Source organism: Salmonella sp. NW1250 (assembly GCF_051812965.1).
In the GTDB taxonomy this organism is placed as follows: Bacteria; Pseudomonadota; Gammaproteobacteria; order Enterobacterales; family Enterobacteriaceae; genus Salmonella; species Salmonella enterica.
The window spans coordinates 1-23,381 of sequence record NZ_JAMNDD010000006.1 but is presented as its reverse complement, the minus strand read 5'-3'; the positions used below and the strand labels follow the sequence as shown (position 1 = coordinate 23,381).

Below are 23,381 nucleotides of genomic sequence, written 5' to 3'. Positions count from 1 at the left end.
ATCAATCTTTGCTATCAGTTATCCAAAAGGTAAAGCTTAGTACAACACTAAATCTGCGGTATGACCTAAAAAGATGAAGTGCTGATTTAATAATAAACATTGAGTTATTTTTTATAAAAAAACATTTCTCGACACATTATTTTTAAATACTTTTATCCTGCGTGATGTGAGATTTATATCACTATTCTATAACTAGATTTGGTTAAACTTCGACACCGGAGTAAAACATATTCATTGATGAATAAAATATAACTATGGGAAATATATTCAATGTCTCTGATAAAGCGAACAGTATTATTTAGTCTCTTACTTACAATATCTACTGTTTTTAGCCATTCTGTACATGCACTGGAATATAAGAATTCATTTGGATCAATTAATGCCGGTTATGCTGACTGGAATAGTGGATTCGTCAATGTACATCGTGGGGAGGTGTGGAAAGTAACTGCTGACTTTGGTGTCAATTTCAAAGAGGCAGAATTCTATTCATTTATTGAAAGCAACGTGTTAAATCACGCTGTTGCTGGAAGAAATCATACTGTTTCTGCCATGACTCATGTACGACTCTTTGATTCAGATTATACTTTCTTCGGTAAGATATATGGTCAATGGGATAACTCATGGGGCGATGACCTCGATATGTTTTATGGAGCGGGGTATTTAGGTTGGAGCGGGAGTTGGGGGTTCTTCAAACCCTATATTGGTCTGCATAATCAATCTGGTGATTATGTCTCGCAGAAATATGGGCAGACAAGCGGCTGGAATGGCTATGTTATTGGCTGGACTGCAGCCTATAATTTTAATTTATTTGGTGAAGATTTTGTTTTATCTGACTGGAATGAAATCGAACTAGATAGAAATGACGCTTATACGGAGCAGCAATTCGGTCGAAATGGATTAAATGGTGGATTAACACTGGCATGGAAATTTTATCCCCGCTGGAAAGCTACTGTGACATATCGTTATTTCGCGAACAAACTAGGTTATGACGGATATGGAGACCAGATGATTTATATGGTCGGATATTCATTTTAAATAAAATCAAAGGAGTTGAAATGAAAAAAACAGTCATTGCCAGCATGATTGGACTGGCGCTTTGTGCGACAAGTACGTTATCTGTCGTGCACGCGGCTGCCGAAAAACGCCCGAACTTAGTTTTTATTGTGGCAGATGATCTTGGCTATGGTGATTTGGCGACTTACGGTCACCAGATAGTGAAAACCCCGAATATTGACCGCCTGGCGAAAGAAGGGGTCAAATTCACTGAATACTATGCGCCGGCTCCTTTGTGTTCTCCTTCCCGCGCCGGGATGTTAACAGGCCGTATGCCCTTCCGCACCGGTGTACGCTCCTGGATCCCTGAAGGTACTAATGTTTCTATTGGACGTAACGAATTGACCATAGCCAATCTGCTGAAACAGCAGGGTTACGATACCGCGATGATGGGTAAACTGCATCTCAACGCCGGGGGCGATCGTACCGATCAGCCGCAGCCGAAAGAGTTAGGTTTTGATTACTCGCTGGTGAACCCGGCTGGCTTTGTGACCGATGCTACGCTGGATAATGCCAAAGAGCGCCCGCGTTACGGCGTCGTCCACCCAACCGGCTGGATGCGTAACGGCAAACATATTGATCGTGCCGATAGCATCAGCGGCGAATTTGTCAGTTCTGAAGTGGTGAACTGGCTAGATAACAAGAAAGACGACAAACCGTTCTTCTTATACGTTGCCTTTACGGAAGTTCACAGCCCACTGGCCTCGCCGAAAAAATACCTCGATATGTATTCACAATACATGAGCGAATACCAGAAGCAGCATCCCGATCTGTTCTACGGCGACTGGGCGGATAAACCGTGGCGCGGTACCGGTGAATATTACGCCAATATCAGCTATATGGATGCGCAAGTCGGTAAAGTACTGGATAAAATTAAAGCGATGGGGGAAGAAGATAATACCATTGTCATCTTCACCAGTGATAACGGCCCGGTGACGCGTGAAGCGCGTAAAGTCTACGAGCTGAACCTCGCAGGCGAGACTGACGGTCTGCGCGGACGTAAAGATAACCTGTGGGAAGGCGGTATTCGCGTTCCGGCAATTATCAAATACGGTAAACACATTCCACAGGGCGTCGTTACCGATACGCCTGTGTATGGTCTGGACTGGATGCCGACGCTGGCGAACATGATGGATTTCAAACTGCCTACTGATCGTACATACGACGGGCAATCGCTGGTTCCGCTGTTGGAGCAGAAAACGTTAAAACGTAATAAGCCGCTGATCTTCGGTATTGATATGCCGTTCCAGGATGATCCGACCGATGAATGGGCGATCCGCGACGGTGACTGGAAAATGATCATCGATCGTGAAAATAAACCTAAATACCTCTATAACCTGAAAAAAGATCGGTTCGAAACGCTGAACCAAATTGGCAAACAGCCTGAAATTGAAAAACAGCTGTATGGCAAGTTCCTGAAAATGAAACAGGACATCGATAACGACTCGTTAATGAAAGCCCGTGGCGACAAACCAACGCCGGTGACCTGGGGCTAAAAGGATAATTATAAAAAATTAAGTATGCCACTTAGGGCTCTGCCCGCCTGATTCAGCGCCCTCGTGCTGAGTCAGGTTCTTTTATTTTAGGGATACGGAAAATATGCAACGGAAAAGCTGTCAGGTAATGATCAAACCGACCGGGTCGGTGTGTAATCTTGATTGTAAATATTGCTTCTATCTGGAAAAGGAAATGCTCTATCCCGATAGAAAAAACCATTACAAGATGACGGAAGAAACGCTGGCGTTGTTTGTGCAACAGCATATTGCGGCGCAGGACGTGGATGAAGTGATTTTTGCGTGGCAGGGTGGGGAACCGACGCTGATGGGGCTGCCATTTTACCGCCAGGCTGTAGCGCTCCAGCAACGTTATGCTAATGGAAAAGCCATCGTTAATACTTTTCAGACCAATGGCATTCTGATTGATGATGAATGGGCGAGATTCTTCAGGGCGCATGACTTTCTGGTTGGTATTTCGATTGATGGCGATGCGGCGCTGCACGACGAATGGCGAGTAACTCGCGCAGGGCAACCTACCCATCATAAAGTTGAACAGGCGATAAAATGCCTGGCGAGTCATGGCGTTGAATTTAATACTCTCACGGTGGTGAGTCAGAGCAATATGCTGCACCCGCAGCGGGTTTATGCGTATCTGAAATCTATCGGCAGCCGCTATATGCAGTTTATTCCGCTAGTGGAAAGAGCGGCAAATAAAGACGGAATGCTGGCGCATCCGCAGGACGAGCAAACCGCAGTAACCCCCTGGTCAGTGGACGGATTACAGTTTGGAAAGTTCCTGAATGCCATTTTTGATATCTGGATCCGCGAAGATATTGGTGATATCGGCATTCAACTCTTTGAACAAACGCTGGCGGCATGGTGTGGACTCCCCCCTCAGGTTTGCGTTTTTGCGCCCGTTTGCGGTAGCGCTTTTGCAATGGAAATGAATGGCGATGTGTATAACTGCGATCATTTCGTTTACCCGCAATATAAGCTCGGCAATATTAACGACACGCCGCTGCGTCAGATGAATAATAGCGCGCAAAACCAGCAGTTTGGTCTCGATAAAAGCCGCACGATGGCGCAGGAATGCCATACCTGCCCGTGGCAATTCGCCTGTTATGGCGGTTGCCCTAAACACCGCTTTTTGCCTTCGGCTTGCGGACCGATGAAGCAAAACTATCTTTGTGCCGGCTATCAGTGCTTTTTCTCTCATACCGCGCCAATGATGAAAGCGATGAAAACCCTTTACGTAAATAACCTGTCACCGGCGGAGATCCGGTCTGTTTTTTTTAAGTAATGCTCAAGGAGGAACGCATGTTTGCCAATATTAATGTGGACTGCTGTAAAACGCCGGGATGTAAAAATCTGGGCGTGTTGAACAGTCCGGATTATGTCCGCCAGGGAAAAGATGTTCTTTGTCGGGAATGTGGTTTCCTGTTTCCTGTTATTTCCGCTGGGGCGTTAAATCTTTTTCGCCACACGGTAAACCGGGGATGGAAAGGCCTGGTCAAACAGTGTCCTGCCTGCGGCAGCACCTCATTAAAGAAATACGGCTTCTCGACTCAGGGCGAACACCGCATGGCGTGTAGTCAGTGTCGGAAAACGTTCATCGTCCCCGAAAAGGCAAAAAGCGATTGCCGACAGGACGAGCTGGCAACCCTAATTGAGGAAGGGACGTCGCTTGCCGGGATCCGCTCACAGCTGAAATTAGACAGCACAGGCCTTAACCGGGCGCTGTTTAAACTATCCCGTAATGCAAACCTTGCCGAGCGATGCCAGCAGTTTCCGGCCTTCGATATCGCACTCAGCACCCGCGCTTTCCGGGTGAACTATAACGGTGGAGACAGCAGCCTGTATGTTCTGGTGACGGCAGAAGAACAAAGCGGAAGGGTGGTGGCGATTTCGTCAAATTATTCAGCACAGCCGCTGGATAAAGCCTGGCAGTATCAGTCGTATTATGAAGAACGGCTACCTCCGGGAACGCTGGCGCATATGGTGCAACGTAAGGAAGCGATTACAGCGCGCCGCGAAACTTTATTTGATATCGATTACGGTCCGGCCTCGTTATATAAGAATGACTCCGGAATGATCGTAAAGCCGGTGTTGCCTGCCTACCGCCATTTTGAACTGGTACGGATGCTGACGGACGAACGCTCCTTAAACGTTCAGCATTACCTCGATCATGAATGCTTTATTCTGGGGGGATGCATGATGGCGAATATGCCGCATGTCCATCAGGGCCGTTGCCATATTTCATTTGTCAAAGAACGCGGTACGACGCCGCTGCAAAAAGATATTCCGCCACGCCTGTTTTTAAGCGGCGGTATCCGTAACAATGTCTGGCGTACTTTTTCTACCCGCGATTATGCTATGGCGGTGTGTAATCTCACCGGTAATAAAAAAATTACCCAGCAACGTTATGCTACGTTACAAGGCGCGACGGCGTTCATTAATTATCTGTATGCGCATCCTTTTTTGGCGCAGCTTAATCGTCTGTCACCGGCAAATGTGACGGCAACGCTGGATTATCTGAAGTATGAATATAATCAATCCCGTAAGGTCGGATAACGCATCGCATGCCGTGTGATAGAGCTGAATCGATGGCTTTTGATTATCAGCCCAACCCTCTCCAGCGTATCTATTTCGTTGTTCCAGCAAGGAACGACAACGATATACTGGAGAGATCATGGGGCCGTTCAAACATCAAAAGAATACGCTTCTTGGCCCGTGTCTTGCCGTCAATCAGAGGATTGATAAGCAAAATGCGATGGTGCTCAACCATACGGCGATTTATGAGCACAGCCTCAGCCAGATTACAGAAAGTAATACAGTACAAAATGCGCTGATTATTCTTAATCCGCTTATGGCCGCGCCATCTCTTGCCAGCCTGGCGAGAGCGATATTATCGATCCGCAGGCGGGCAGCGAGGCGATGGGGCTGCTAATTTTACAGGAGATTGCGCCTACGGAGAAAACCGTGCTTTTTGAAGCGACCATGACATCAGGTTACTACAAAAACGCGGAAACGAACGGGGAAGGCTATCGCTACGATATTACCAGTTTCCGGGTGTATAAAATGGATCTGTACGCGTAGCGGTCTATCATCAATGACTGACTGCACTAAAAAAGTCCGGCGTAAGTCGGACTTCATTTCGTAAAAAACGAGCTATTCATCATATATAATCTAATTTTAACGATGAGTCAGGCGAGGTAAGATAGTAGATCCGAAGAATTCACCTGATTGAGAGAATAAAAAGTGAAACATCTGCACCGATTTTTTAGCAGCGATGCCTCTGGGGGCATCATTCTCATCATCGCCGCTGCGCTGGCTATGCTGATGGCCAATATGGGCGCGACCAGTGGATGGTATCATGATTTTCTGGAGACGCCGGTTCAGCTACGGGTTGGGGCGCTTGAAATCAACAAAAACATGCTGCTGTGGATCAACGATGCGCTGATGGCCGTGTTTTTCCTGTTGATTGGCCTGGAAGTTAAGCGCGAACTGATGCAAGGCTCGTTAGCCAGTCTGCGCCAGGCTGCTTTTCCGGTGATTGCCGCCATCGGCGGGATGATTGTACCGGCATTGCTCTATCTGGCTTTTAACTACTCCGATCCGGTCACTCGCGAGGGCTGGGCTATTCCTGCCGCGACGGATATCGCCTTTGCGCTTGGCGTGTTGGCGCTGTTGGGCAGCCGGGTTCCGCTGGCGCTGAAAATATTCCTGATGGCGCTGGCGATCATCGATGATCTCGGCGCCATCGTTATTATCGCACTGTTTTATACCAGCGATCTTTCTATCGTCTCGCTGGGCGTGGCGGCGTTCGCGATTGCCGTGCTGGCGCTGCTGAACCTGTGCGGCGTCAGACGGACAGGGGTATATATTCTGGTCGGGGCAGTGCTGTGGACGGCGGTACTGAAGTCCGGCGTTCACGCGACGCTGGCAGGCGTCATTGTCGGTTTCTTTATTCCGCTGAAAGAAAAACACGGTCGCTCGCCGGCCAAGCGTCTGGAGCATGTTCTGCACCCGTGGGTCGCGTACCTGATCCTGCCGCTCTTCGCTTTTGCGAATGCCGGCGTTTCTCTTCAGGGCGTCACGATTGACGGTCTGACCTCCATGCTGCCGTTGGGAATTATTGCCGGTCTGCTGATTGGTAAGCCGCTGGGGATTAGCCTGTTTTGCTGGCTGGCGCTGCGTTTCAAGCTGGCGCATCTGCCGCAGGGGACCACTTATCAGCAAATCATGGCGGTCGGCATTTTGTGTGGCATTGGCTTTACGATGTCCATCTTTATCGCCAGCCTGGCATTTGGCAATGTCGATCCGGAACTTATTAACTGGGCGAAATTGGGCATTTTGATTGGTTCATTGCTCTCCGCAGTGGTGGGGTATAGCTGGTTGCGCGCGCGTTTGAACGTGCCGGCATAATCAGTACGAAGGAAAGGGGGAGCGATGTATCGCTCCCTTGCGACATTGAACAGGGAGAGGAATGAGCATGTCTCATATTAACTACAACCATCTTTATTACTTCTGGCATGTCTATAAAGAAGGTTCTGTCGTGGGTGCCGCAGAGGCGCTTTTTCTGACGCCGCAAACCATTACTGGTCAAATTAAAGCCCTGGAAGAGCGTTTACAGGGGAAGCTATTTAAACGTAAGGGACGCGGTCTTGAACCCAGCGAACTGGGCGAGCTGGTTTTTCGCTATGCGGACAAAATGTTTACGCTAAGCCAGGAGATGCTGGATATCGTCAATTACCGCAAAGAATCAAACCTGTTGTTTGATGTCGGCGTCGCCGATGCTTTATCCAAGCGTCTGGTCAGCAGCGTTCTGGATGCGGCGGTGGTGGTGGACGAGCCCATACATCTGCGTTGCTTTGAGTCCACGCACGAAATGTTGCTCGAACAGCTCAGCCAGCACAAGCTGGATATGATTATCTCCGACTGCCCGATAGATTCCACGCAGCAGGAGGGGCTATTCTCAGTCAAAATCGGCGAATGCAGCGTCAGTTTCTGGTGTACGAATCCGCTTCCTGAAAAAGCGTTCCCTGCCTGCCTGGAAGAGCGACGGTTGCTGGTGCCGGGACGGCGCTCAATGCTGGGGCGTAAGTTGTTGAACTGGTTTAATTCGCAGGGGTTGCAGGTTGAGATCCTCGGTGAATTTGATGACGCGGCCTTAATGAAGGCGTTTGGCGCGACGCACGATGCGATTTTTGTGGCGCCGAGCCTTTATTCACTGGATTTTTATGCCGATGAGTCGGTAATAGAGATTGGGCGCGTGGAGAATGTCATGGAAGAATATCATGCGATTTTTGCCGAGAGAATGATCCAGCATCCGGCGGTGCAGCGTATTTGCAATGCGGACTACTCGGCATTGTTTAAACTACAGTAGACGTACCTACCGTAATACTTCCGGCTGCGGAACTAGCCCGCAGCCGGAATCATTCTACAAGTTCAGTAGGCTACGGTACTGCCCACCTTCGCGGATAAACACCGGAATTCTGTTCAGTGGCGTAGCGTACTGCAGCGTCTGCCCTCCTGAATAGCTTTCACCGGTCGCAAGATCCGTCCATGTTTCCCCTTCCGGTAGCCAGATATCACGTTCGCGCATACCTTCATGCATGACGGGGGCGATCAGCAGGTCAGGACCAAAACAATACTGGTCGGTGATTGCCCAACTTGTTTCCTGTTCGGGGAATTCAAAGAACAGGGGGCGCATCACTGGCGTATTGTGCTTATGGGTTTCCTCCATCAGCGCTTTGATATAGGGCTTGAGTTTTTCTCGCAACGCCAGGCAACCTGTCAGTACCTCGCATACTTCCTCACCGTAGCTCCAGACCTCGTTCGGCGCACCTGTAGGGCACTGGGCGATACCATCCCGATACGGTTGTGCGGGTAAAATCTGCGGATCGCGGTTGCCGTGCAGACGCATCACCGGGCTAAAGACGCCCCACTGGAACCAGCGAATCAGCAATTCATGGAATTTCGGGTCGTGAATATTACCGCCATGAAAACCGCCGATATCCGTCGTCCACCACGGTATCCCCGCGATTCCCATATTGAGTCCGGCGGCAAACTGGTTGCGTAGCGATCTAAACGAGGAGTGAATATCCCCTGACCAGACCAGCGCGCCGAACTTCTGACTGCCGGCCCAGGCGCAGCGTAGCAGGTTGATAACCTTGTCTTCGCCATCGGCTTTCATGCCGTCAAAAAAGGTTTTAGCGTACATACGTGGGTAGATATTGCCCACTTCCAGTACCGGCCCGGCATGGTAGCGATAGTTGTCGTAGTCGTAAACGCTGAACTCAGGTTCGGCTTCATCTAACCAGAATAGCTTCACGCCTTTATCGTAATAGTTGCGTTTGGCTTTGCCCCAGACGTAGTCGCGCGCGCCCGGATGAGTCGCATCAAAGTAAGTGGTATTGCCGAGGAAATCCATATTGATCGGCAAGCCACGTTCCGTTTGTACCAGCCAGCCGTTTTCGCGCATCTCTCGATAGCTTTCGGTACGGTTATCCACCGTCGGCCAGACGGAGACCATCAGCTCAATTCCCAGCGATTTCAGCTCGGCAATCATGGCATCAGGATCGGGCCAGTCGCGCGCATCGAACATCCAGTCACCCTGATTCGGCCAGTGAAAGAAGTCGATTACGATCACTGAGATAGGCAGATTGCGGCGCTTATATTCGCGGGCGACCTCCAGCAGCTCTTCCTGCGTACGATAACGGAGTTTGCACTGCCAGAAGCCCATGGCGTAGTCCGGCATCATCGGCGGTGTGCCGGTAGCCAGCGCGTAAGCCCGGCTAATTTCTGCCGGGGTATCGCCAGCCGTGATCCAGTAGTCTAACTGTTCGCTGACCTGCGCTTCCCATTCGGTAACGTTTTGGGCAAAGGTTACGCGTCCGACTGCCGGGTTGTTCCATAAAAATCCGTAGCCCAGACTGGAGAGCATAAACGGTACTGAGGCCTGGGAGTTACGTTGCGCCAGCTCAAGCACGCATCCTTTGAGATCCAGGTTGGCCTGTTGATACTGCCCCATACCATAAATTTTTTCCCCTTCGGTGGCTTCGAAGCGGGCTTTCAGTGAATATTTCCCACCCTGAATCGGGCGGAACTCGCGTCCCTCAAGGTTGAGTGCGCTGACGTACTGGCCATGAGATGATTCATCCTCGCCAATTTCGCCCCGCAGGCGCCAGAACTCCTGCAACAGGGGTTTGTGTGGATGGCGGTAAAAGGTAACCTGTCCTTTTTGATTGACGATAGCGATAATTTTGCCGTTGGTCAGCGTTGCCTGGTGGTGCTCATAATCAATGTGGCACTGGCTTTCTGCGACTGGCTCAGTCAATGCCCAGTCTTCATTTCTCATTACCGGCAGATGACGGCCGCTGCGTACGCGCAGGCTGTTCTCGCCCCAGGGTTCAATCCATAAATAGCGATCGTTTTGCTGCCAGACCAGACGACGCGGGTCTTGTTGCATAAATGGCATGGTGGTGCCTCCCATATTCGAGGGTGAAGGTAAAGAACGTTATGAGTTGACGGTTTCCAGATCGTGGCGAATCTTCTCTTCCATCGCTTCGTATTTGCGAAAGAAAAGTAGTGGGATCGCTGCGATCGCGAAGAGTAGGGCGGGTGCCCAGATAAAGGCCCAGATAATGCCCTCCAGACCCGCAGCACTCTGGGCATGGTTGGGGACATAGCCAAAACTGTTCATGATCCAGGCGGCGAAAGCGGTGCCGAGGCCACTACCCATCTTGATGCAGAAGGTGCTGCCGAAGGCGATAAGAATGCCGGTAGCCTTAATACCGGTCTTCCAGGCGCCGAAATCGACGGCGAAGCCCAGCATGGCAAACGGCATTGAGCAGGCGATACCGCTGCCGATATTGCCGAGTATCCAGGCGGCGATGAGGAAAGTAATGTTGTCCGCTGCCAGCCACATCATGACGCCGCCAAACGTGGCGACCAGCAGACCGCCTACCCATATCCAGGTTTTAGCCAGATATTTGCTAAAGAAGGGGATAGCGATGATAAACAGGATCTGAATCGTCGCCAGGCTGTTAATCAGCGGTACCAGATCTTTACGGTCGAGGTTGTAGGTCAGATAATAGACAATGGTCGTGTTGCGCTGCTGTAGGGCAATCCAGAAGATCAGATTAGCCAGCACCATCAGGATCCACGGCCAGTTACCTTTCATCGCCGCGAAACTTTTTTTCATCGGCAACTTAGGTTCATGCTGTATTTTATCCGTATCCATTTCACGAATGTTTTTAAACGCAAAGAGCGTTAGCGCGCAGGATATAATGGCAAACGTAATTGCCGTATAAATAAAACCAGCGTGATCATCACCGTTACCTAAAAAAGCGACTAACGGCAAGGCGGTCGCGTTCATTAATAAAACCCCAATTTGCCCACCGGTCATTCGCCAGGAATTTAAAACCAGTCTTTCCTTGGGAGATAAGGTCATCAGGGGTAATATTGCACTGAGTGGTGTATTAAGTCCGGTAAATAGAATGCTGGCAATCATATAAGAAATTGCTGCATAGATGGCTTTTCCTGTCATACTGATATCAGGAGACCAAAATGACAGCGCGCTGAATACCGCAAAAGGCAGCGGTAACCATAAAAACCAGGGACGACATTTACCGTAGCGTGAACGCGTTTTATCGATGATGATCCCCCATATGGGGGCATCTATGCCATCGATAATACGCGCCAGCAGCAGGATAACGCCTGCTACGGCAAGGCTAATGCCCGCAACGTCTGTGTAGAAATATAAAATGTACGTTGAACCGAAGCAGTACAGCAGATTACCCGCCACATCCAAAGAGCCGTAGCTAATACGCTGTAGTAAAGACAATGATGCTGACCCGGAAGGCTGGGTATCCTCAATGACAGAACTCATAATGATAACTCCGATATTGGTACGATACGCCCAGAAAAACAACCTCTACTTTCTAAGCAAGTTTTGAATATTATTTTTATGTCGTTTTTGAATTTAACCTCAGATTAAAATGAGTAAGTAAGGTGTACATGAAAAGTAGTTAACCCGACGGCATCAATCAATTATTAAATCTTACATCAGGATTGCGTTTATTAGTTTTTGAATGAGCGATGTTTTTATTTGCTAAGGTGGTCACAGTTTTTTCAGTAATGAAATAAGAAAAGGAAAACAGTGAAAGAAAATAACTTTCAAGTATTACGTGACTAAGGGAGGGGGAGCTGAAAAAATAGGCTGGTCAGGAAGAGCGTGAACGAGTGAGGTCAGCGCCAGCGGTTGACGAGCAAAACGGCAGATAGCAGGCATAAAAAAACCCGCTTTACGCGGGTTTTTCTACAAAGCTGATAACAAGCAGGCGATTAAGCCAGTTTGTTGATCTGTGCAGTCAGGTTAGCTTTATGACGTGCAGCTTTGTTTTTGTGGATCAGACCTTTAGCAGCCTGACGGTCCACGATCGGTTGCATTTCGTTAAATGCTTTCAGTGCAGCAGCTTTGTCGCCAGCTTCGATAGCTGCGTATACTTTCTTGATGAAAGTACGCATCATAGAGCGACGGCTTGCGTTGTGCTTACGAGCCTTTTCAGACTGAACGGCGCGCTTCTTAGCTGATTTGATATTAGCCAAGGTCCAACTCCCAAATGTGTTCTATATGGACAATTCAAAGGCCGAGGAATATGCCCTTTTAGCCTTCTTTTGTCAATGGATTTGTGCAAATAAGCGCCGTTTAAATTGCAGCACTCGTTGCGTAGTGATGGCGCAGGATTCTACCAGCTTGCGTGCTGTGAATACAGCCTTTCCATGAGAAAAATTGCATTAAGCGGCGGGTTTTGGGGCGGAGTTTGCCGCATGGCGATGAAAAGCATCTTCTTTATGTTTCATCAGGGCAATAGTCGGTTAACCTTGACCGCTGTACAAGGTATACTCTTGCGATTTTCACTGTTTTGAGTCAGACATGAAGCTGATACGCGGCATACATAATCTCAGTCAGGCCCCGCATGGGTGTGTGCTGACCATTGGTAATTTCGACGGCGTACATCGGGGGCATCGCGCTCTACTGCAGGGTTTGCAGGAAGAAGGACGCAGACGCGGTCTGCCGGTGGTGGTCATGATTTTCGAACCGCAGCCGCTGGAGCTGTTCGCGACGGATAAAGCGCCCGCCCGCCTGACGCGCCTGCGTGAAAAACTGCATTACCTTGCGCAGTGCGGCGTGGACTATGTGCTGTGCGTGAAATTCGATCGCCGCTTTGCCGCTTTGACGGCGCAAACGTTTATCAGCGAACTGCTGGTGGAGCGACTTGGCGTGCAATTTCTTGCCGTCGGCGATGATTTCCGCTTTGGTGCTAGCCGTGCGGGCGATTTCTTGTTATTACAGAAGGCGGGGGCGGAGTATGGTTTTGCGGTTTCCAGCACCCAAACCTTTTGTGAAGGCGGCGTGCGTATCAGTAGTACCGCAGTGAGACAGGCGCTGGCGGAGGATAACCTGGCGCTTGCCGAAAGCCTGCTGGGACATCCCTTTACTATTTCCGGGCGTGTCGTTCATGGCGACGAGCTGGGACGTACCATTGGCTTCCCGACGGCGAACTTACCGCTGCGCCGTCAGGTCTCCCCGGTCAAAGGGGTCTATGCGGTGGAAGTCACCGGGCTTGGCGATAAGCCGTTACCCGGCGTAGCGAACATTGGCACTCGTCCAACGGTGGCTGGCGTGCGTCAACAACTGGAAGTGCATCTGCTGGATGTTGTAATGGACCTCTACGGTCGCCATATAGATGTAATACTGCGTAAAAAGATACGTAATGAGCAGCGATTTGCGTCGCTTGATGAGCTAAAAGCGCAAATCGCACGCGATGAGTTAACGGCCCGCAAGTTTTTTGGGCTAGCCGGGCAGGTGTAACCCTGACGGTGTTTATCAAACCGAAATACGGAACCGAGAATCTGATGAGTGACTATAAATCGACCCTGAATTTGCCGGAAACAGGGTTCCCGATGCGCGGCGACCTCGCCAAGCGTGAACCGGGAATGCTGGCGCGTTGGACCGATGATGATCTGTACGGCATCATTCGTGCGGCCAAAAAAGGCAAAAAAACCTTCATTCTGCATGATGGCCCTCCATATGCGAATGGCAGCATTCATATTGGTCACTCAGTTAACAAGATTCTGAAAGACATTATCGTGAAGTCCAAAGGACTGTCGGGATTTGACTCGCCTTACGTGCCGGGCTGGGACTGTCACGGTCTGCCTATCGAGTTGAAAGTCGAGCAGGAGTTCGGTAAGCCGGGCGAGAAATTCACTGCCGCTGAATTCCGCGCTAAGTGCCGCGAATATGCCGCTACGCAGGTTGACGGCCAGCGTAAAGACTTCATTCGTCTGGGCGTGTTGGGCGACTGGTCGCATCCGTACCTGACTATGGACTTCAAAACCGAAGCCAACATCATCCGTGCTCTGGGCAGAATTATCAAAAACGGTCATCTGCACAAAGGCGCTAAGCCGGTGCACTGGTGCGTTGACTGCCGTTCCGCGCTGGCGGAAGCGGAAGTTGAATATTACGACAAAACGTCACCGTCTATCGACGTGGCGTTCCGCGCCGTCGATCAGGATGCGGTGAAAGCGAAGTTTGGTCTGCCGGGCGTGAGCGGCCCTGTGTCGCTGGTTATCTGGACCACCACGCCGTGGACTCTGCCGGCTAACCGCGCCATCTCCCTGGCGCCGGACTTTGATTATGCGCTGGTGCAGATTGACGGTCAGGCGGTGATTCTGGCGAAAGATCTGGTTGAAAGCGTCATGCAGCGTATTGGCGCGGCTGAATACACCATTCTCGGCACCGTTAAAGGCGCGGAGCTGGAACTGCTGCGCTTTACCCATCCGTTTATGGGCTTTGACGTGCCGGCGATCCTCGGCGATCACGTCACCCTGGACGCCGGTACCGGCGCGGTACATACCGCCCCTGGTCACGGCCCGGATGACTACGTGATCGGCCAAAAGTATGGCCTGGAAACGGCTAACCCGGTTGGGCCGGACGGCGCTTACCTGCCAGGCACATATCCAACGCTTGACGGTGTTAACGTCTTCAAAGCGAACGATATCGTTATTGAACTGCTGAAAGAAAAAGGCGCGCTACTGCATGTCGAAAAAATGCAGCACAGCTATCCGTGCTGTTGGCGTCACAAAACGCCGATCATTTTCCGCGCGACCCCGCAGTGGTTCGTCAGCATGGATAAAGAAGGGCTTCGTCAACAGTCCCTGAAAGAGATCAAAGGCGTTCAGTGGATCCCGGACTGGGGTCAGGCGCGTATTGAATCAATGGTCGCTAACCGTCCTGACTGGTGTATCTCACGTCAGCGTACCTGGGGCGTACCGATGTCGCTGTTCGTGCATAAAGACACCGAAAAGCTGCACCCGCGCACCACCGAACTGATGGAAGCGGTGGCCAAATACGTTGAGAAAGACGGCATTCAGGCGTGGTGGGATCTCGACCCGCGTGAAATCCTCGGTGACGACGCAGACAACTACGTCAAAGTTCCGGATACGTTGGACGTTTGGTTTGATTCCGGTTCCACCAGTTACTCCGTGATTGATGCACGTCCGGAATTCGCCGGTCACGCTGCCGATATGTATCTGGAAGGCTCTGACCAGCATCGCGGCTGGTTTATGTCCTCCCTGATGATTAGCGTGGCGATGAAAGGCAAAGCGCCATATCGCCAGGTACTGACTCACGGCTTCACCGTCGATGGTCAGGGGCGCAAGATGTCCAAGTCCATCGGTAACACCGTGTCGCCGCAGGATGTGATGAATAAACTGGGCGCGGATATCCTGCGTCTGTGGGTGGCGTCTACTGACTATACCGGCGAAATGGCGGTCTCTGACGAGATCCTCAAACGTGCTGCCGACAGCTATCGTCGTATCCGTAATACCGCGCGCTTCCTGCTGGCGAACCTCAATGGCTTCAATCCGGCCACCGATATGGTCAAACCGGAAGAGATGGTGGTGCTGGACAGGTGGGCGGTGGGCTGCGCGAAAACGGCGCAGCAAGAGATTCTGAAGGCATACGAAGCTTACGACTTCCATGAAGTGGTACAGCGCCTGATGCGCTTCTGTTCCGTTGAAATGGGCTCGTTCTACCTCGACATCATCAAAGACCGCCAGTACACCGCGAAGGCCGATAGCGTCGCGCGTCGTAGCTGCCAGACTGCGCTGTATCATATCGCAGAGGCGCTGGTTCGCTGGATGGCGCCGATCATGTCCTTCACGGCTGATGAAATCTGGGGCTACCTGCCGGGCGAGCGTGAAAAATATGTCTTCACCGGCGAATGGTACGACGGGTTGTTTGGCCTTAAGGATGAAGAGGTTCTTGATAACAGCTTCTGGGATAAAGTCCTTTTTGTTAAAGGAGCAGTAAATCGAGCGCTTGAAGCAGAAAAAGGTAATGGTATCCGTTCTTCTCTTGAAGCTAAGGTATTACTTGAATACGATGAAGATGCCGCTGACTTTATTGAAAAGCTGAGAACTCTCGAAAATGAGCTTCGTTTTATCTTTATTACGTCTCAATTTGAGATTGCCCCTCAGCCAGGAACCAGCAAACAGCTTGAGGAAGAAGAACTATTATCCGAGTTCAAAAAGGGTATGAATATTGTTCCTGTGAATCCGGTAGTTTCTAAAGCCGAGGGTGATAAGTGTCCGCGCTGCTGGCACTACACTACTGATGTCGGCAAGGTGGCGGAACATGCAGATATCTGCGGACGCTGTGTCAGCAACATCGCCGGTAATGGCGAACAACGTAAATTTGCCTGATGAGTAAACCACTCTGTTCAACAGGACTACGCTGGCTATGGCTGGTAGTAGTCGTGCTGATTATCGATTTGGGCAGCAAATACCTGATCCTCCAGAATTTCGCGCTGGGGGATACGGTAGGGCTGTTTCCGTCGCTTAATCTGCATTATGCGCGTAACTACGGCGCGGCTTTTAGCTTCCTGGCGGATAGCGGCGGCTGGCAGCGCTGGTTCTTTGCCGGGATTGCGATAGGGATCTGCGTAATTCTTTTGGTGATGATGTATCGCTCGAAAGCGACGCAGAAGCTGAATAACATCGCTTATGCGTTAATCATCGGCGGCGCGCTGGGTAACCTGTTCGACCGCCTGTGGCACGGCTTTGTTGTCGATATGATCGATTTTTACGTCGGCGACTGGCATTTCGCGACGTTCAACCTTGCCGATAGCGCGATCTGTATCGGCGCGGCGCTGATTGTACTGGAAGGCTTTTTGCCGAAGCCGACAGCGAAAGAACAGGCATAAGCGTAAATACCGGGTGGCGCTTATCCGGTTTTGTAGGCCTGATAAGCGCAGCGCCATCAGGCAAACGTGGTGCCGGATGGCGGTGAAAACGCCTTATCCGGCCTACGGTTTTATCGTTCTTTATGCCTCCGGGCAAAACACGTGAGCAATTTGCATGTCTAAATCCGTACAGAGCAACAGCGCGATCCTCGTTCACTTCACCCTGAAACTGGATGATGGCTCAACGGCGGAATCTACCCGCAATAACGGCAAGCCAGCCCTGTTCCGTCTTGGCGATACCTCGCTTTCCGAAGGTCTGGAGCAGCAGCTTCTGGGGTTGAAAGAAGGGGAAAAGAAAGCGTTTTCGCTGGAGCCTGACGCCGCGTTTGGCGTCCCCAGTCCGGACTTGATCCAGTATTTCTCGCGCCGTGAGTTTATGGCGGCGGGCGAACCGGAAGTCGGGGCGATTATGCTTTTTACCGCAATGGATGGCAGCGAAATGCCTGGCGTGATTCGCGAAATCAACGGCGACTCGATTACCGTTGATTTTAACCATCCGCTGGCCGGGCATACCGTTCACTTTGATATTGAAGTGCTGGAAATCGATCCGGCGCTGGAGGCATAAACATGCAGATCCTGTTGGCCAACCCACGCGGTTTTTGCGCCGGGGTAGACCGCGCTATCAGCATTGTTGAAAATGCGCTCGCCATTTACGGCGCGCCAATTTACGTTCGGCACGAAGTCGTGCATAACCGCTATGTAGTGGACAGCCTGCGCCAGCGCGGGGCGATCTTTATAGAGCAAATTAGCGAAGTGCCGGATGGCGCCATTCTGATTTTCTCCGCTCATGGGGTTTCCCAGGCGGTGCGTAACGAGGCGAAAAGCCGCGATCTTACCGTTTTTGACGCCACCTGCCCGCTGGTGACGAAAGTCCATATGGAAGTGGCGCGCGCCAGCCGTCGCGGTGAGGAATCTATTCTCATCGGCCACGCCGGGCACCCGGAAGTGGAAGGCACCATGGGCCAGTACAGCAACCCGGAAGGGGGGATGTACCTGGTGGAGTCGCCAGAGGACGTCTGGACGCTGAATGTCAAAAATGAAGGCAAGCTCTCCTTCATGACGCAAACCACGCTTTCCGTGGACGATACGTCCGATGTGATTGATGCGCTGCGTAAACGCTTTCCGAAAATCGTCGGCCCGCGCAAAGACGATATTTGCTATGCCACTACTAATCGTCAGGAAGCGGTGCGGGCGCTGGCGGAGCAGGCTGACGTGGTGCTGGTGGTCGGCTCGAAAAACTCTTCTAACTCTAACCGATTGGCGGAACTGGCCCAACGGATGGGAAGAACTGCGTTTCTTATCGACGATGCGGCGGATATCCAGGAGGCGTGGGTGAAAGAAGCCGCCTGCGTCGGCGTCACCGCTGGCGCTTCCGCGCCGGATATTCTGGTGCAGAATGTTATTGCGCGTCTGCGCGAGTTTGGCGGCGGCGAAGCCGTCACGCTTGAGGGGCGCGAAGAAAATATTGTTTTCGAAGTGCCGAAAGAGCTGCGTGTGGATGTTCGTGAAGTCGAATAAGATTTCACAATTCAGAAATCTGCCCGATGACGCTACGCTGACCAGATCTTAAGGATTTCTTTTGATATTCAATGTGCGACAGGAAAAATAAGGCGTAGTCGTCATCCGGTGCTAATGCCCCACCTTTTTGCTATTCATCTGAAAAACCAGCACAATCGTTGCTGGTTTTTGGGTTGTAATACCTACAGGGATAAGGGAAATGGGCAAAATAAAATATGGATTGCCAACGTTACTCGCCATCGGCTTTTGGATGGACGCGGCAAGCGCCACGGTGCTGGAGCTACCCGCCTGGGAGCGAAACTATACCGGGACTATCGCGGGGAAACCGGTAAACGTTAATATCACGCGATTTGGTAACACGCTTAATGGATATTACTGCTATGAACCTTGCAATCAGCACAAGGCAGTGATTGTTCTACGCGGCTCACTCCAGGATAAAGAGGTGCATCTTGAAGAACGCGTGAAGGCGCTTTCGGGTTACTGGAATGCGGAAATCTCCAGTAGTGAGATTAAAGGCGAATGGACGTCCGCAGATAAAAAACGACATTTTCCTGTTGCCCTTATCTACCTCAAACCTAAAAACTCCCCTGATATTGTGCTGGTCACGAACACGAATGATGCAGGGGGTTACGACCCTTCCAAAGAGATTGATTGCGGCAATATGCCGGCCATTTCGGCGATAAAATTATACCGTGATGGTAAACTCATACAGACCTTAGATACCGCCTCGGTGGGCACTTGTAGCCCGTTTATGCCTCAATGGGGGGATGTCAATTTTGATGGCTACCCGGATCTGTCGATTGTAACAGAGTTACTTGCTGGGCCGGATGCTCCAGTACAAACATGGCTCTATGACCCCGCCAAACAGCGTTATGTTGATGCGCCAGCGTCTTATCAGGAAATCACTTCACCAGAGATCGATGCTGAACATAAACAGATTGTCAGCTATTGGCGCGGCGGTTGCTGCAGCCATGGCGTCAATGTGTATCGCTGGAAAGGAAAAACGATTGAACTGATCGATCGCGGTGAAAGCTACTTTCAGCCTGTGATAAGCAAAGGCAAAATGTATAACTGCTACATGACACCTTCCTACGCTGATGGGCGTATTATTTATCCGCTAGTACGTAAAAATGGTCATTTGACGCCGCCTCTTAGCCTTGATGGGACGTGTCAACCTTTTTGGCTAATCGGTAATGTTCGTACCGTGATTCAGGCAGAAAAACCCGGCGCTGAGCCCGAATCGCTTGAGATTCAGTGGCAGGAAAACAAAGCATCGCCAGGGCGTTTTTGCCCATTAGTTCCGTTTATCGAAGGTGATAAGCTAAGTCCGCGTCTGGTGACGGATGACGATGTGCCTGATACCTGTATCAGTCGCGCTGAGTATGAAGATATAAAACAATAGGTCAGGAGAGCGTTAATGACAGCATCCCTACACATTATTCTTGATACCGATCCGGGCATTGATGACGCGGCTGCGATTGCCGCTGCGCTGTTCGCCCCCGAGCTGGATCTGCAACTAATAACCACCGTTGCCGGCAACGTTTCGGTCGAAAAAACCACCCGTAATGCGTTGCAGCTTCTGCATTTCTGGGACGCCGATGTGCCACTTGCACAAGGGGCCGCGACGCCGTTGCTGCGTCCGTTACGCGATGCGGCATACGTCCACGGCGAATCCGGTATGGAAGGCTATGATTTTGTCGACCATCAGCGCCAACCGTTGGCGAAGCCTGCGTTTATCGCTATCCGGGATGTGTTGATGAACGCCCCGGAGCCCATGACATTAGTGGCGATTGGGCCATTGACCAATATTGCGTTGCTACTGATGCACTATCCGGAGTGTGCGTGTAACATTCGCCGTCTGGTGTTGATGGGCGGTTCCGCAGGGCGCGGCAATTTTACGCCTAATGCTGAATTTAACATTGCTGTCGATCCGGAGGCCGCGGCGCTGGTGTTCCGCAGCGGTCTGGAGATTGTGATGTGTGGGCTGGACGTCACGAATCAGGCAATGCTCTCGCCAGATTTTCTGAATAAACTGCCCGCGCTGAATCGCACCGGTAAGATGTTGCACAGCCTGTTCAACCATTATCGCAGCGGTAGTATGCGCACTGGCGTCCGGATGCACGATCTCTGCGCTATCGCCTGGCTGGTGCGTCCGGAGCTTTTTACCCTGCAATCCTGTTTTGTGGCCGTAGAAACGCAGGGGGAATATACCGCAGGCACGACGGTCGTTGATATTGAAGGGCGTCTGGGGCAGCCCGCCAACGCGCAGGTGGCGCTGGCGCTGGATGTGGACGGTTTTCGTCAGTGGGTGGCTGAGGTGTTTGCCTGTGCGCCGTAATTACATGTTGGCGCCATAATCTCATACTTTGCCGCGATAGAGTCTCTCCGGCCTGCCCACTTTCCCGTAGCTGATCTCCGCTTCGAGAAAGTTATTTTTCACGCCTTGTTCCAGATAGCGTCGGGCAGTGGTTTTACTGCTGCCCAGAATTTGCGCCAGAGTGTCTGCTGTATGTACTGCCTGCGGGTCGGCGAATATTTGTCGTACCCGGTTGAAGGTGTTTTCATCAATTCCCCGCAGTCCGCTATTCGGTTCTGCGGTTTGTTCTTTGGCCTGGATATTAAATAAGGCATCAACGTGCGTCTGGTTTGCCTGCTCACTGGAACGTAACGAACTGCGGTAACGGGTGAACCGCTCCAGGGTATGCTGCAGGCGCTGATAATGTACCGGCTTAATCAGATAATCGAATACGCCCATGCGTAAGGCATCGCTGATGGTATCCATATGATTGTCGGCGGTAATGAAAATAATTCGCCCCGTGTAGTTGGCGCTGATGGTATGACGAATTAAATCGATCCCTTTGCCATCGGGTAAAAAATTATCCAATAGAATTAACTGTGGTTGATAGAGGCGTATTTGCTTCTTCGCACTTTCCAGTTTGTCTGCGATGCCGACGATTGAAAACTGGGGAAAAAGCTTGATGGTGTCCACCAGGATTTCCGCTAGCATCGGTTCGTCTTCAACGATGAGTGTCGTAATGCTATCCATGTTATTCTTCTCTGGTAAAAGGGATATAGAGGGTAAAAATGGTGCCAAAAGGATTATTGTTATCGACGATAATGTCGCCATTGGCCTGCTTGACGTAGCTGTGCACCAACCATAATCCAATTCCGTGATCGCCGTTGTTGTGGGTGGTCACTCCACGCTCGAAAATATGCTGGCGGATATTTTCGTCAATACCACATCCCTGATCGGCAACTTCAATAATGACTTCATTACCTTCGCTATTGATCAGGCACTCAATCTGTCGCGAGCCTTCGCGATTGAGCAGGGTGGCGTTATAGGCGTTGTCCAATAAATTGCCAACAATCGAAATCCATTCATTATGCGAGAGCGATGACGGCAGGTGTTCAACAAAGCTTGAAGGATCGAAAATCAGCTCCAGCCCCAGCTCTTTTGCCCGATAATATTTACCGATTAATAGCCCCGCAAGGTGGTGGTCGCGGAAATTATGGGAAATAAAATCGAGTACTTTCTGGTGGCTTTCCGACTGCTGCTGAATCAGCGCCAGCGCATTATCGTAGCGCTTCAGGAACAGCAGTCCGGCAATGGTGGAAATAAGGTTGCGATGCTCATGCTGCACGGCGCGCAGGTTATCGGCGTATTGCCGCACCTGACTTAACTGCAGGCTGAGTGTATTGATATCGTCTTTGTTGCGAAAGCTAATAACCCAGCCCTGAGGCTGGTTGTCAATAATGACCGCCATGCGACTGGCGATGACTTTCATTTGGTTAAAGGTGACGATCTCATCTTTTTTGTTTTTTTGCGGCGCATCGTAAAAGAAGGCCTTCGGCAACACGACATGGTGAATTGCATAGCCAATGAGTTCAGACTCCGGTTGGCTCAGATTCAGTAAGCGGCGAGCCGTTTGGTTAATGGCGGTAATACGGTGATGGGAGTCAATGGCGATCAACCCTTCAAATACCGACTCAAACAACACGCTTTGCTGAATTAATAGTTGTGAAAGCTGCTGCGGCTCCATGTTAAGCATCTGCTTTTTAATATGCAGCGAGAAGCGGCGGGCGCAGTACAACAGCACCAGCAGCAGTAACGCCATCGGGAACAGCAACGAGCTGATTTGTAAGTTAAGCCAGCTATCCAACTGTTCCAGAGTATAGCCGACGGAAACAATACCAATGACTTTACCGGTACTGTCCTGAATCGGGGATTTACCACGTAGGGAAGAGCCTAATGAACCTTTGCGCACCGATACGTAGCTTTTAGCGTTATACAGCGCGTCGTCGCTATCGCCGCCCTCCATATATTTGCCGATCTCATCCGGGTTGACGTGATACAGTCGCTGACCTTTTTCGTTGCCAACGGTAATGTAAGTCGCATCCGAAAACGAGCGCATTGGGTCAATCAGCGCTTTGATGCGTGACAAATCATGCGCCTCTACGGCTTCAACTAATTCTGGCATAGCGGATATTTGCATTGCCTGAATAAGCGCACGTTGGCCCACCTGATAATGCAGGCGCTCTTTCGTGATATCGGTCAGATACCAGGTGATTGCCAGCATCACGATGGTGGATGTAAACAGGATCAGTAGAAATATCCGGTTTTGAAACGAGCGTCTGGCAAACCAGTGTGTAATTTCCCGTATAAACATATTGGTATTTAGATATTTAATTACGGTATTTTCTTGCATTCGGCATCACCGGAACCTGAACCAGTTCATACTTACTTTTCTTTCAGAAAAAATTTGGATGAAAATGGGATACGACATGCGTATCCCATCCACTATTACATCGCCAGCACGTATTTCAGCATCACCCCGGCGGCAATCGCCGAACCGATAACCCCCGCCACGTTCGGGCCCATCGCGTGCATCAGCAGAAAGTTCTGCGGGTCTGATTCCAGCCCCACTTTGTTCGATACGCGGGCTGCCATCGGCACCGCCGACACCCCCGCCGAACCGATAAGCGGGTTGATTTTGTTCTTACT

21 protein-coding genes and 1 pseudogene are annotated in these 23,381 nt (G+C 50.8%); 16 read left to right on the top strand and 6 right to left on the bottom strand.

Annotation, left to right across the window (positions count from 1 at the left end; all coding sequences use genetic code 11):
- Window positions 1-270 precede the first annotated feature (270 nt).
- From NBA72_RS12000 to nhaR, 8 genes and pseudogenes are all read left to right on the top strand, one after another.
- Entirely contained in the window at window positions 271-1,035 is a 765-nt protein-coding gene (locus NBA72_RS12000; protein ID WP_000052612.1) for an outer membrane protein OmpK, read from the top strand.
- A 20-nt stretch (window positions 1,036-1,055) separates the two neighbouring features.
- Complete coding sequence (locus NBA72_RS11995; RefSeq protein ID WP_000754366.1) at window positions 1,056-2,549, top strand: sulfatase family protein; 1,494 nt, start codon at window positions 1,056-1,058, stop codon at window positions 2,547-2,549.
- A gap of 103 nt (window positions 2,550-2,652) precedes the next feature.
- A complete protein-coding gene (locus tag NBA72_RS11990) occupies window positions 2,653-3,849 on the top strand; it encodes an anaerobic sulfatase maturase (protein WP_001189145.1) in 1,197 nt (398 codons plus the stop codon).
- Window positions 3,850-3,866: 17 nt separating this feature from the next.
- Window positions 3,867-5,120, top strand: coding sequence for an IS1/IS1595 family N-terminal zinc-binding domain-containing protein (locus NBA72_RS11985; RefSeq protein WP_000457885.1), 1,254 nt, complete (start codon window positions 3,867-3,869; stop codon window positions 5,118-5,120).
- Window positions 5,121-5,238: 118 nt separating this feature from the next.
- Window positions 5,239-5,496, top strand: coding sequence for a hypothetical protein (locus NBA72_RS11980; RefSeq protein WP_042947697.1), 258 nt, complete (start codon window positions 5,239-5,241; stop codon window positions 5,494-5,496).
- Window positions 5,418-5,645: pseudogene (locus tag NBA72_RS11975) on the top strand (aryl-sulfate sulfotransferase); the annotation flags it as partial. The gene NBA72_RS11980 and the pseudogene NBA72_RS11975, both read left to right, overlap by 79 nt.
- Before the next feature lie 162 nt (window positions 5,646-5,807).
- Window positions 5,808-6,974, top strand: coding sequence for a Na+/H+ antiporter NhaA (nhaA, locus tag NBA72_RS11970; protein WP_042947691.1), 1,167 nt, complete (start codon window positions 5,808-5,810; stop codon window positions 6,972-6,974).
- A gap of 61 nt (window positions 6,975-7,035) precedes the next feature.
- Complete coding sequence (nhaR, locus tag NBA72_RS11965; RefSeq protein WP_000062872.1) at window positions 7,036-7,935, top strand: transcriptional activator NhaR; 900 nt, start codon at window positions 7,036-7,038, stop codon at window positions 7,933-7,935.
- Between the two features lie 54 nt (window positions 7,936-7,989).
- Here nhaR and NBA72_RS11960 read toward each other — a convergent pair whose 3' ends face one another.
- From NBA72_RS11960 to rpsT, 3 genes are all read right to left on the bottom strand, one after another.
- The gene (locus NBA72_RS11960; RefSeq protein WP_042947688.1) at window positions 7,990-10,029 is read right to left on the bottom strand and encodes a glycoside hydrolase family 31 protein; all 2,040 of its coding nucleotides are present in this window, start codon (window positions 10,027-10,029) and stop codon (window positions 7,990-7,992) included.
- A 39-nt stretch (window positions 10,030-10,068) separates the two neighbouring features.
- Window positions 10,069-11,442 (bottom strand): MFS transporter, encoded by a 1,374-nt coding sequence (locus NBA72_RS11955; RefSeq protein ID WP_042947685.1) that lies wholly within the window; start codon window positions 11,440-11,442, stop codon window positions 10,069-10,071.
- A gap of 455 nt (window positions 11,443-11,897) precedes the next feature.
- Complete coding sequence (rpsT, locus tag NBA72_RS11950) at window positions 11,898-12,161, bottom strand: 30S ribosomal protein S20 (RefSeq protein ID WP_001518655.1); 264 nt, start codon at window positions 12,159-12,161, stop codon at window positions 11,898-11,900.
- A gap of 105 nt (window positions 12,162-12,266) precedes the next feature.
- On the opposite strand from rpsT, the gene NBA72_RS11945 reads away from it, so the two are divergent.
- From NBA72_RS11945 to rihC, 8 genes are all read left to right on the top strand, one after another.
- Window positions 12,267-12,482: a DUF2575 family protein gene (locus NBA72_RS11945; protein ID WP_001726890.1), complete on the top strand. Its 216-nt coding sequence runs from the start codon at window positions 12,267-12,269 to the stop codon at window positions 12,480-12,482.
- Window positions 12,483-12,489: 7 nt separating this feature from the next.
- Window positions 12,490-13,428, top strand: coding sequence for a bifunctional riboflavin kinase/FAD synthetase (ribF, locus tag NBA72_RS11940; protein WP_000767311.1), 939 nt, complete (start codon window positions 12,490-12,492; stop codon window positions 13,426-13,428).
- Window positions 13,429-13,472: 44 nt separating this feature from the next.
- Window positions 13,473-16,322: an isoleucine--tRNA ligase gene (ileS, locus tag NBA72_RS11935; protein WP_042947929.1), complete on the top strand. Its 2,850-nt coding sequence runs from the start codon at window positions 13,473-13,475 to the stop codon at window positions 16,320-16,322.
- A complete protein-coding gene (gene lspA, locus NBA72_RS11930) occupies window positions 16,322-16,822 on the top strand; it encodes a signal peptidase II (RefSeq protein ID WP_000042736.1) in 501 nt (166 codons plus the stop codon). The genes ileS and lspA overlap by 1 nt, the downstream gene beginning before the upstream one ends.
- 154 nt (window positions 16,823-16,976) lie before the next feature.
- Entirely contained in the window at window positions 16,977-17,426 is a 450-nt protein-coding gene (gene fkpB, locus NBA72_RS11925) for an FKBP-type peptidyl-prolyl cis-trans isomerase (RefSeq protein ID WP_000047269.1), read from the top strand.
- Window positions 17,427-17,428: 2 nt separating this feature from the next.
- Complete coding sequence (gene ispH, locus NBA72_RS11920; RefSeq protein ID WP_001166428.1) at window positions 17,429-18,379, top strand: 4-hydroxy-3-methylbut-2-enyl diphosphate reductase; 951 nt, start codon at window positions 17,429-17,431, stop codon at window positions 18,377-18,379.
- 199 nt (window positions 18,380-18,578) lie between these two features.
- Window positions 18,579-19,781, top strand: a complete 1,203-nt coding sequence (locus tag NBA72_RS11915) for an XAC2610-related protein (protein WP_042947679.1) — start codon at window positions 18,579-18,581, stop codon at window positions 19,779-19,781.
- Window positions 19,782-19,796: 15 nt separating this feature from the next.
- Window positions 19,797-20,717 (top strand): ribonucleoside hydrolase RihC, encoded by a 921-nt coding sequence (rihC, locus tag NBA72_RS11910; RefSeq protein WP_042947677.1) that lies wholly within the window; start codon window positions 19,797-19,799, stop codon window positions 20,715-20,717.
- A gap of 21 nt (window positions 20,718-20,738) precedes the next feature.
- Here rihC and citB read toward each other — a convergent pair whose 3' ends face one another.
- The 3 genes from citB to NBA72_RS11895 all read right to left on the bottom strand — a co-directional run.
- Window positions 20,739-21,425: a citrate response regulator transcription factor CitB gene (gene citB / locus NBA72_RS11905; RefSeq protein ID WP_042947674.1), complete on the bottom strand. Its 687-nt coding sequence runs from the start codon at window positions 21,423-21,425 to the stop codon at window positions 20,739-20,741.
- 1 nt (window position 21,426) lies between these two features.
- Complete coding sequence (gene citA, locus NBA72_RS11900) at window positions 21,427-23,046, bottom strand: citrate sensor histidine kinase CitA (RefSeq protein WP_042947928.1); 1,620 nt, start codon at window positions 23,044-23,046, stop codon at window positions 21,427-21,429.
- Between the two features lie 134 nt (window positions 23,047-23,180).
- The coding region (locus NBA72_RS11895) for a sodium ion-translocating decarboxylase subunit beta (protein WP_001738080.1) at window positions 23,181-23,381 on the bottom strand (201 nt) is incomplete at its 5' end.

What these genes read in the sequence shown, in the direction of transcription:
- NBA72_RS12000 (WP_000052612.1), top strand. Translation starts at nt 271, where the DNA reads ATGTCTCTGATAAAGCGAACAGTATTATTTAGTCTCTTACTTACAATA.
- NBA72_RS11995 (WP_000754366.1), top strand. Translation starts at nt 1,056, where the DNA reads ATGAAAAAAACAGTCATTGCCAGCATGATTGGACTGGCGCTTTGTGCG.
- NBA72_RS11990 (WP_001189145.1), top strand. Translation starts at nt 2,653, where the DNA reads ATGCAACGGAAAAGCTGTCAGGTAATGATCAAACCGACCGGGTCGGTG.
- NBA72_RS11985 (WP_000457885.1), top strand. Translation starts at nt 3,867, where the DNA reads ATGTTTGCCAATATTAATGTGGACTGCTGTAAAACGCCGGGATGTAAA.
- NBA72_RS11980 (WP_042947697.1), top strand. Translation starts at nt 5,239, where the DNA reads ATGGGGCCGTTCAAACATCAAAAGAATACGCTTCTTGGCCCGTGTCTT.
- nhaR (WP_000062872.1), top strand. Translation starts at nt 7,036, where the DNA reads ATGAGCATGTCTCATATTAACTACAACCATCTTTATTACTTCTGGCAT.
- NBA72_RS11960 (WP_042947688.1), bottom strand. Translation starts at nt 10,029, where the DNA reads ATGCCATTTATGCAACAAGACCCGCGTCGTCTGGTCTGGCAGCAAAAC.
- NBA72_RS11955 (WP_042947685.1), bottom strand. Translation starts at nt 11,442, where the DNA reads ATGAGTTCTGTCATTGAGGATACCCAGCCTTCCGGGTCAGCATCATTG.
- ribF (WP_000767311.1), top strand. Translation starts at nt 12,490, where the DNA reads ATGAAGCTGATACGCGGCATACATAATCTCAGTCAGGCCCCGCATGGG.
- ileS (WP_042947929.1), top strand. Translation starts at nt 13,473, where the DNA reads ATGAGTGACTATAAATCGACCCTGAATTTGCCGGAAACAGGGTTCCCG.
- lspA (WP_000042736.1), top strand. Translation starts at nt 16,322, where the DNA reads ATGAGTAAACCACTCTGTTCAACAGGACTACGCTGGCTATGGCTGGTA.
- fkpB (WP_000047269.1), top strand. Translation starts at nt 16,977, where the DNA reads ATGTCTAAATCCGTACAGAGCAACAGCGCGATCCTCGTTCACTTCACC.
- ispH (WP_001166428.1), top strand. Translation starts at nt 17,429, where the DNA reads ATGCAGATCCTGTTGGCCAACCCACGCGGTTTTTGCGCCGGGGTAGAC.
- NBA72_RS11915 (WP_042947679.1), top strand. Translation starts at nt 18,579, where the DNA reads ATGGGCAAAATAAAATATGGATTGCCAACGTTACTCGCCATCGGCTTT.
- rihC (WP_042947677.1), top strand. Translation starts at nt 19,797, where the DNA reads ATGACAGCATCCCTACACATTATTCTTGATACCGATCCGGGCATTGAT.
- citB (WP_042947674.1), bottom strand. Translation starts at nt 21,425, where the DNA reads ATGGATAGCATTACGACACTCATCGTTGAAGACGAACCGATGCTAGCG.
- citA (WP_042947928.1), bottom strand. Translation starts at nt 23,046, where the DNA reads ATGTTTATACGGGAAATTACACACTGGTTTGCCAGACGCTCGTTTCAA.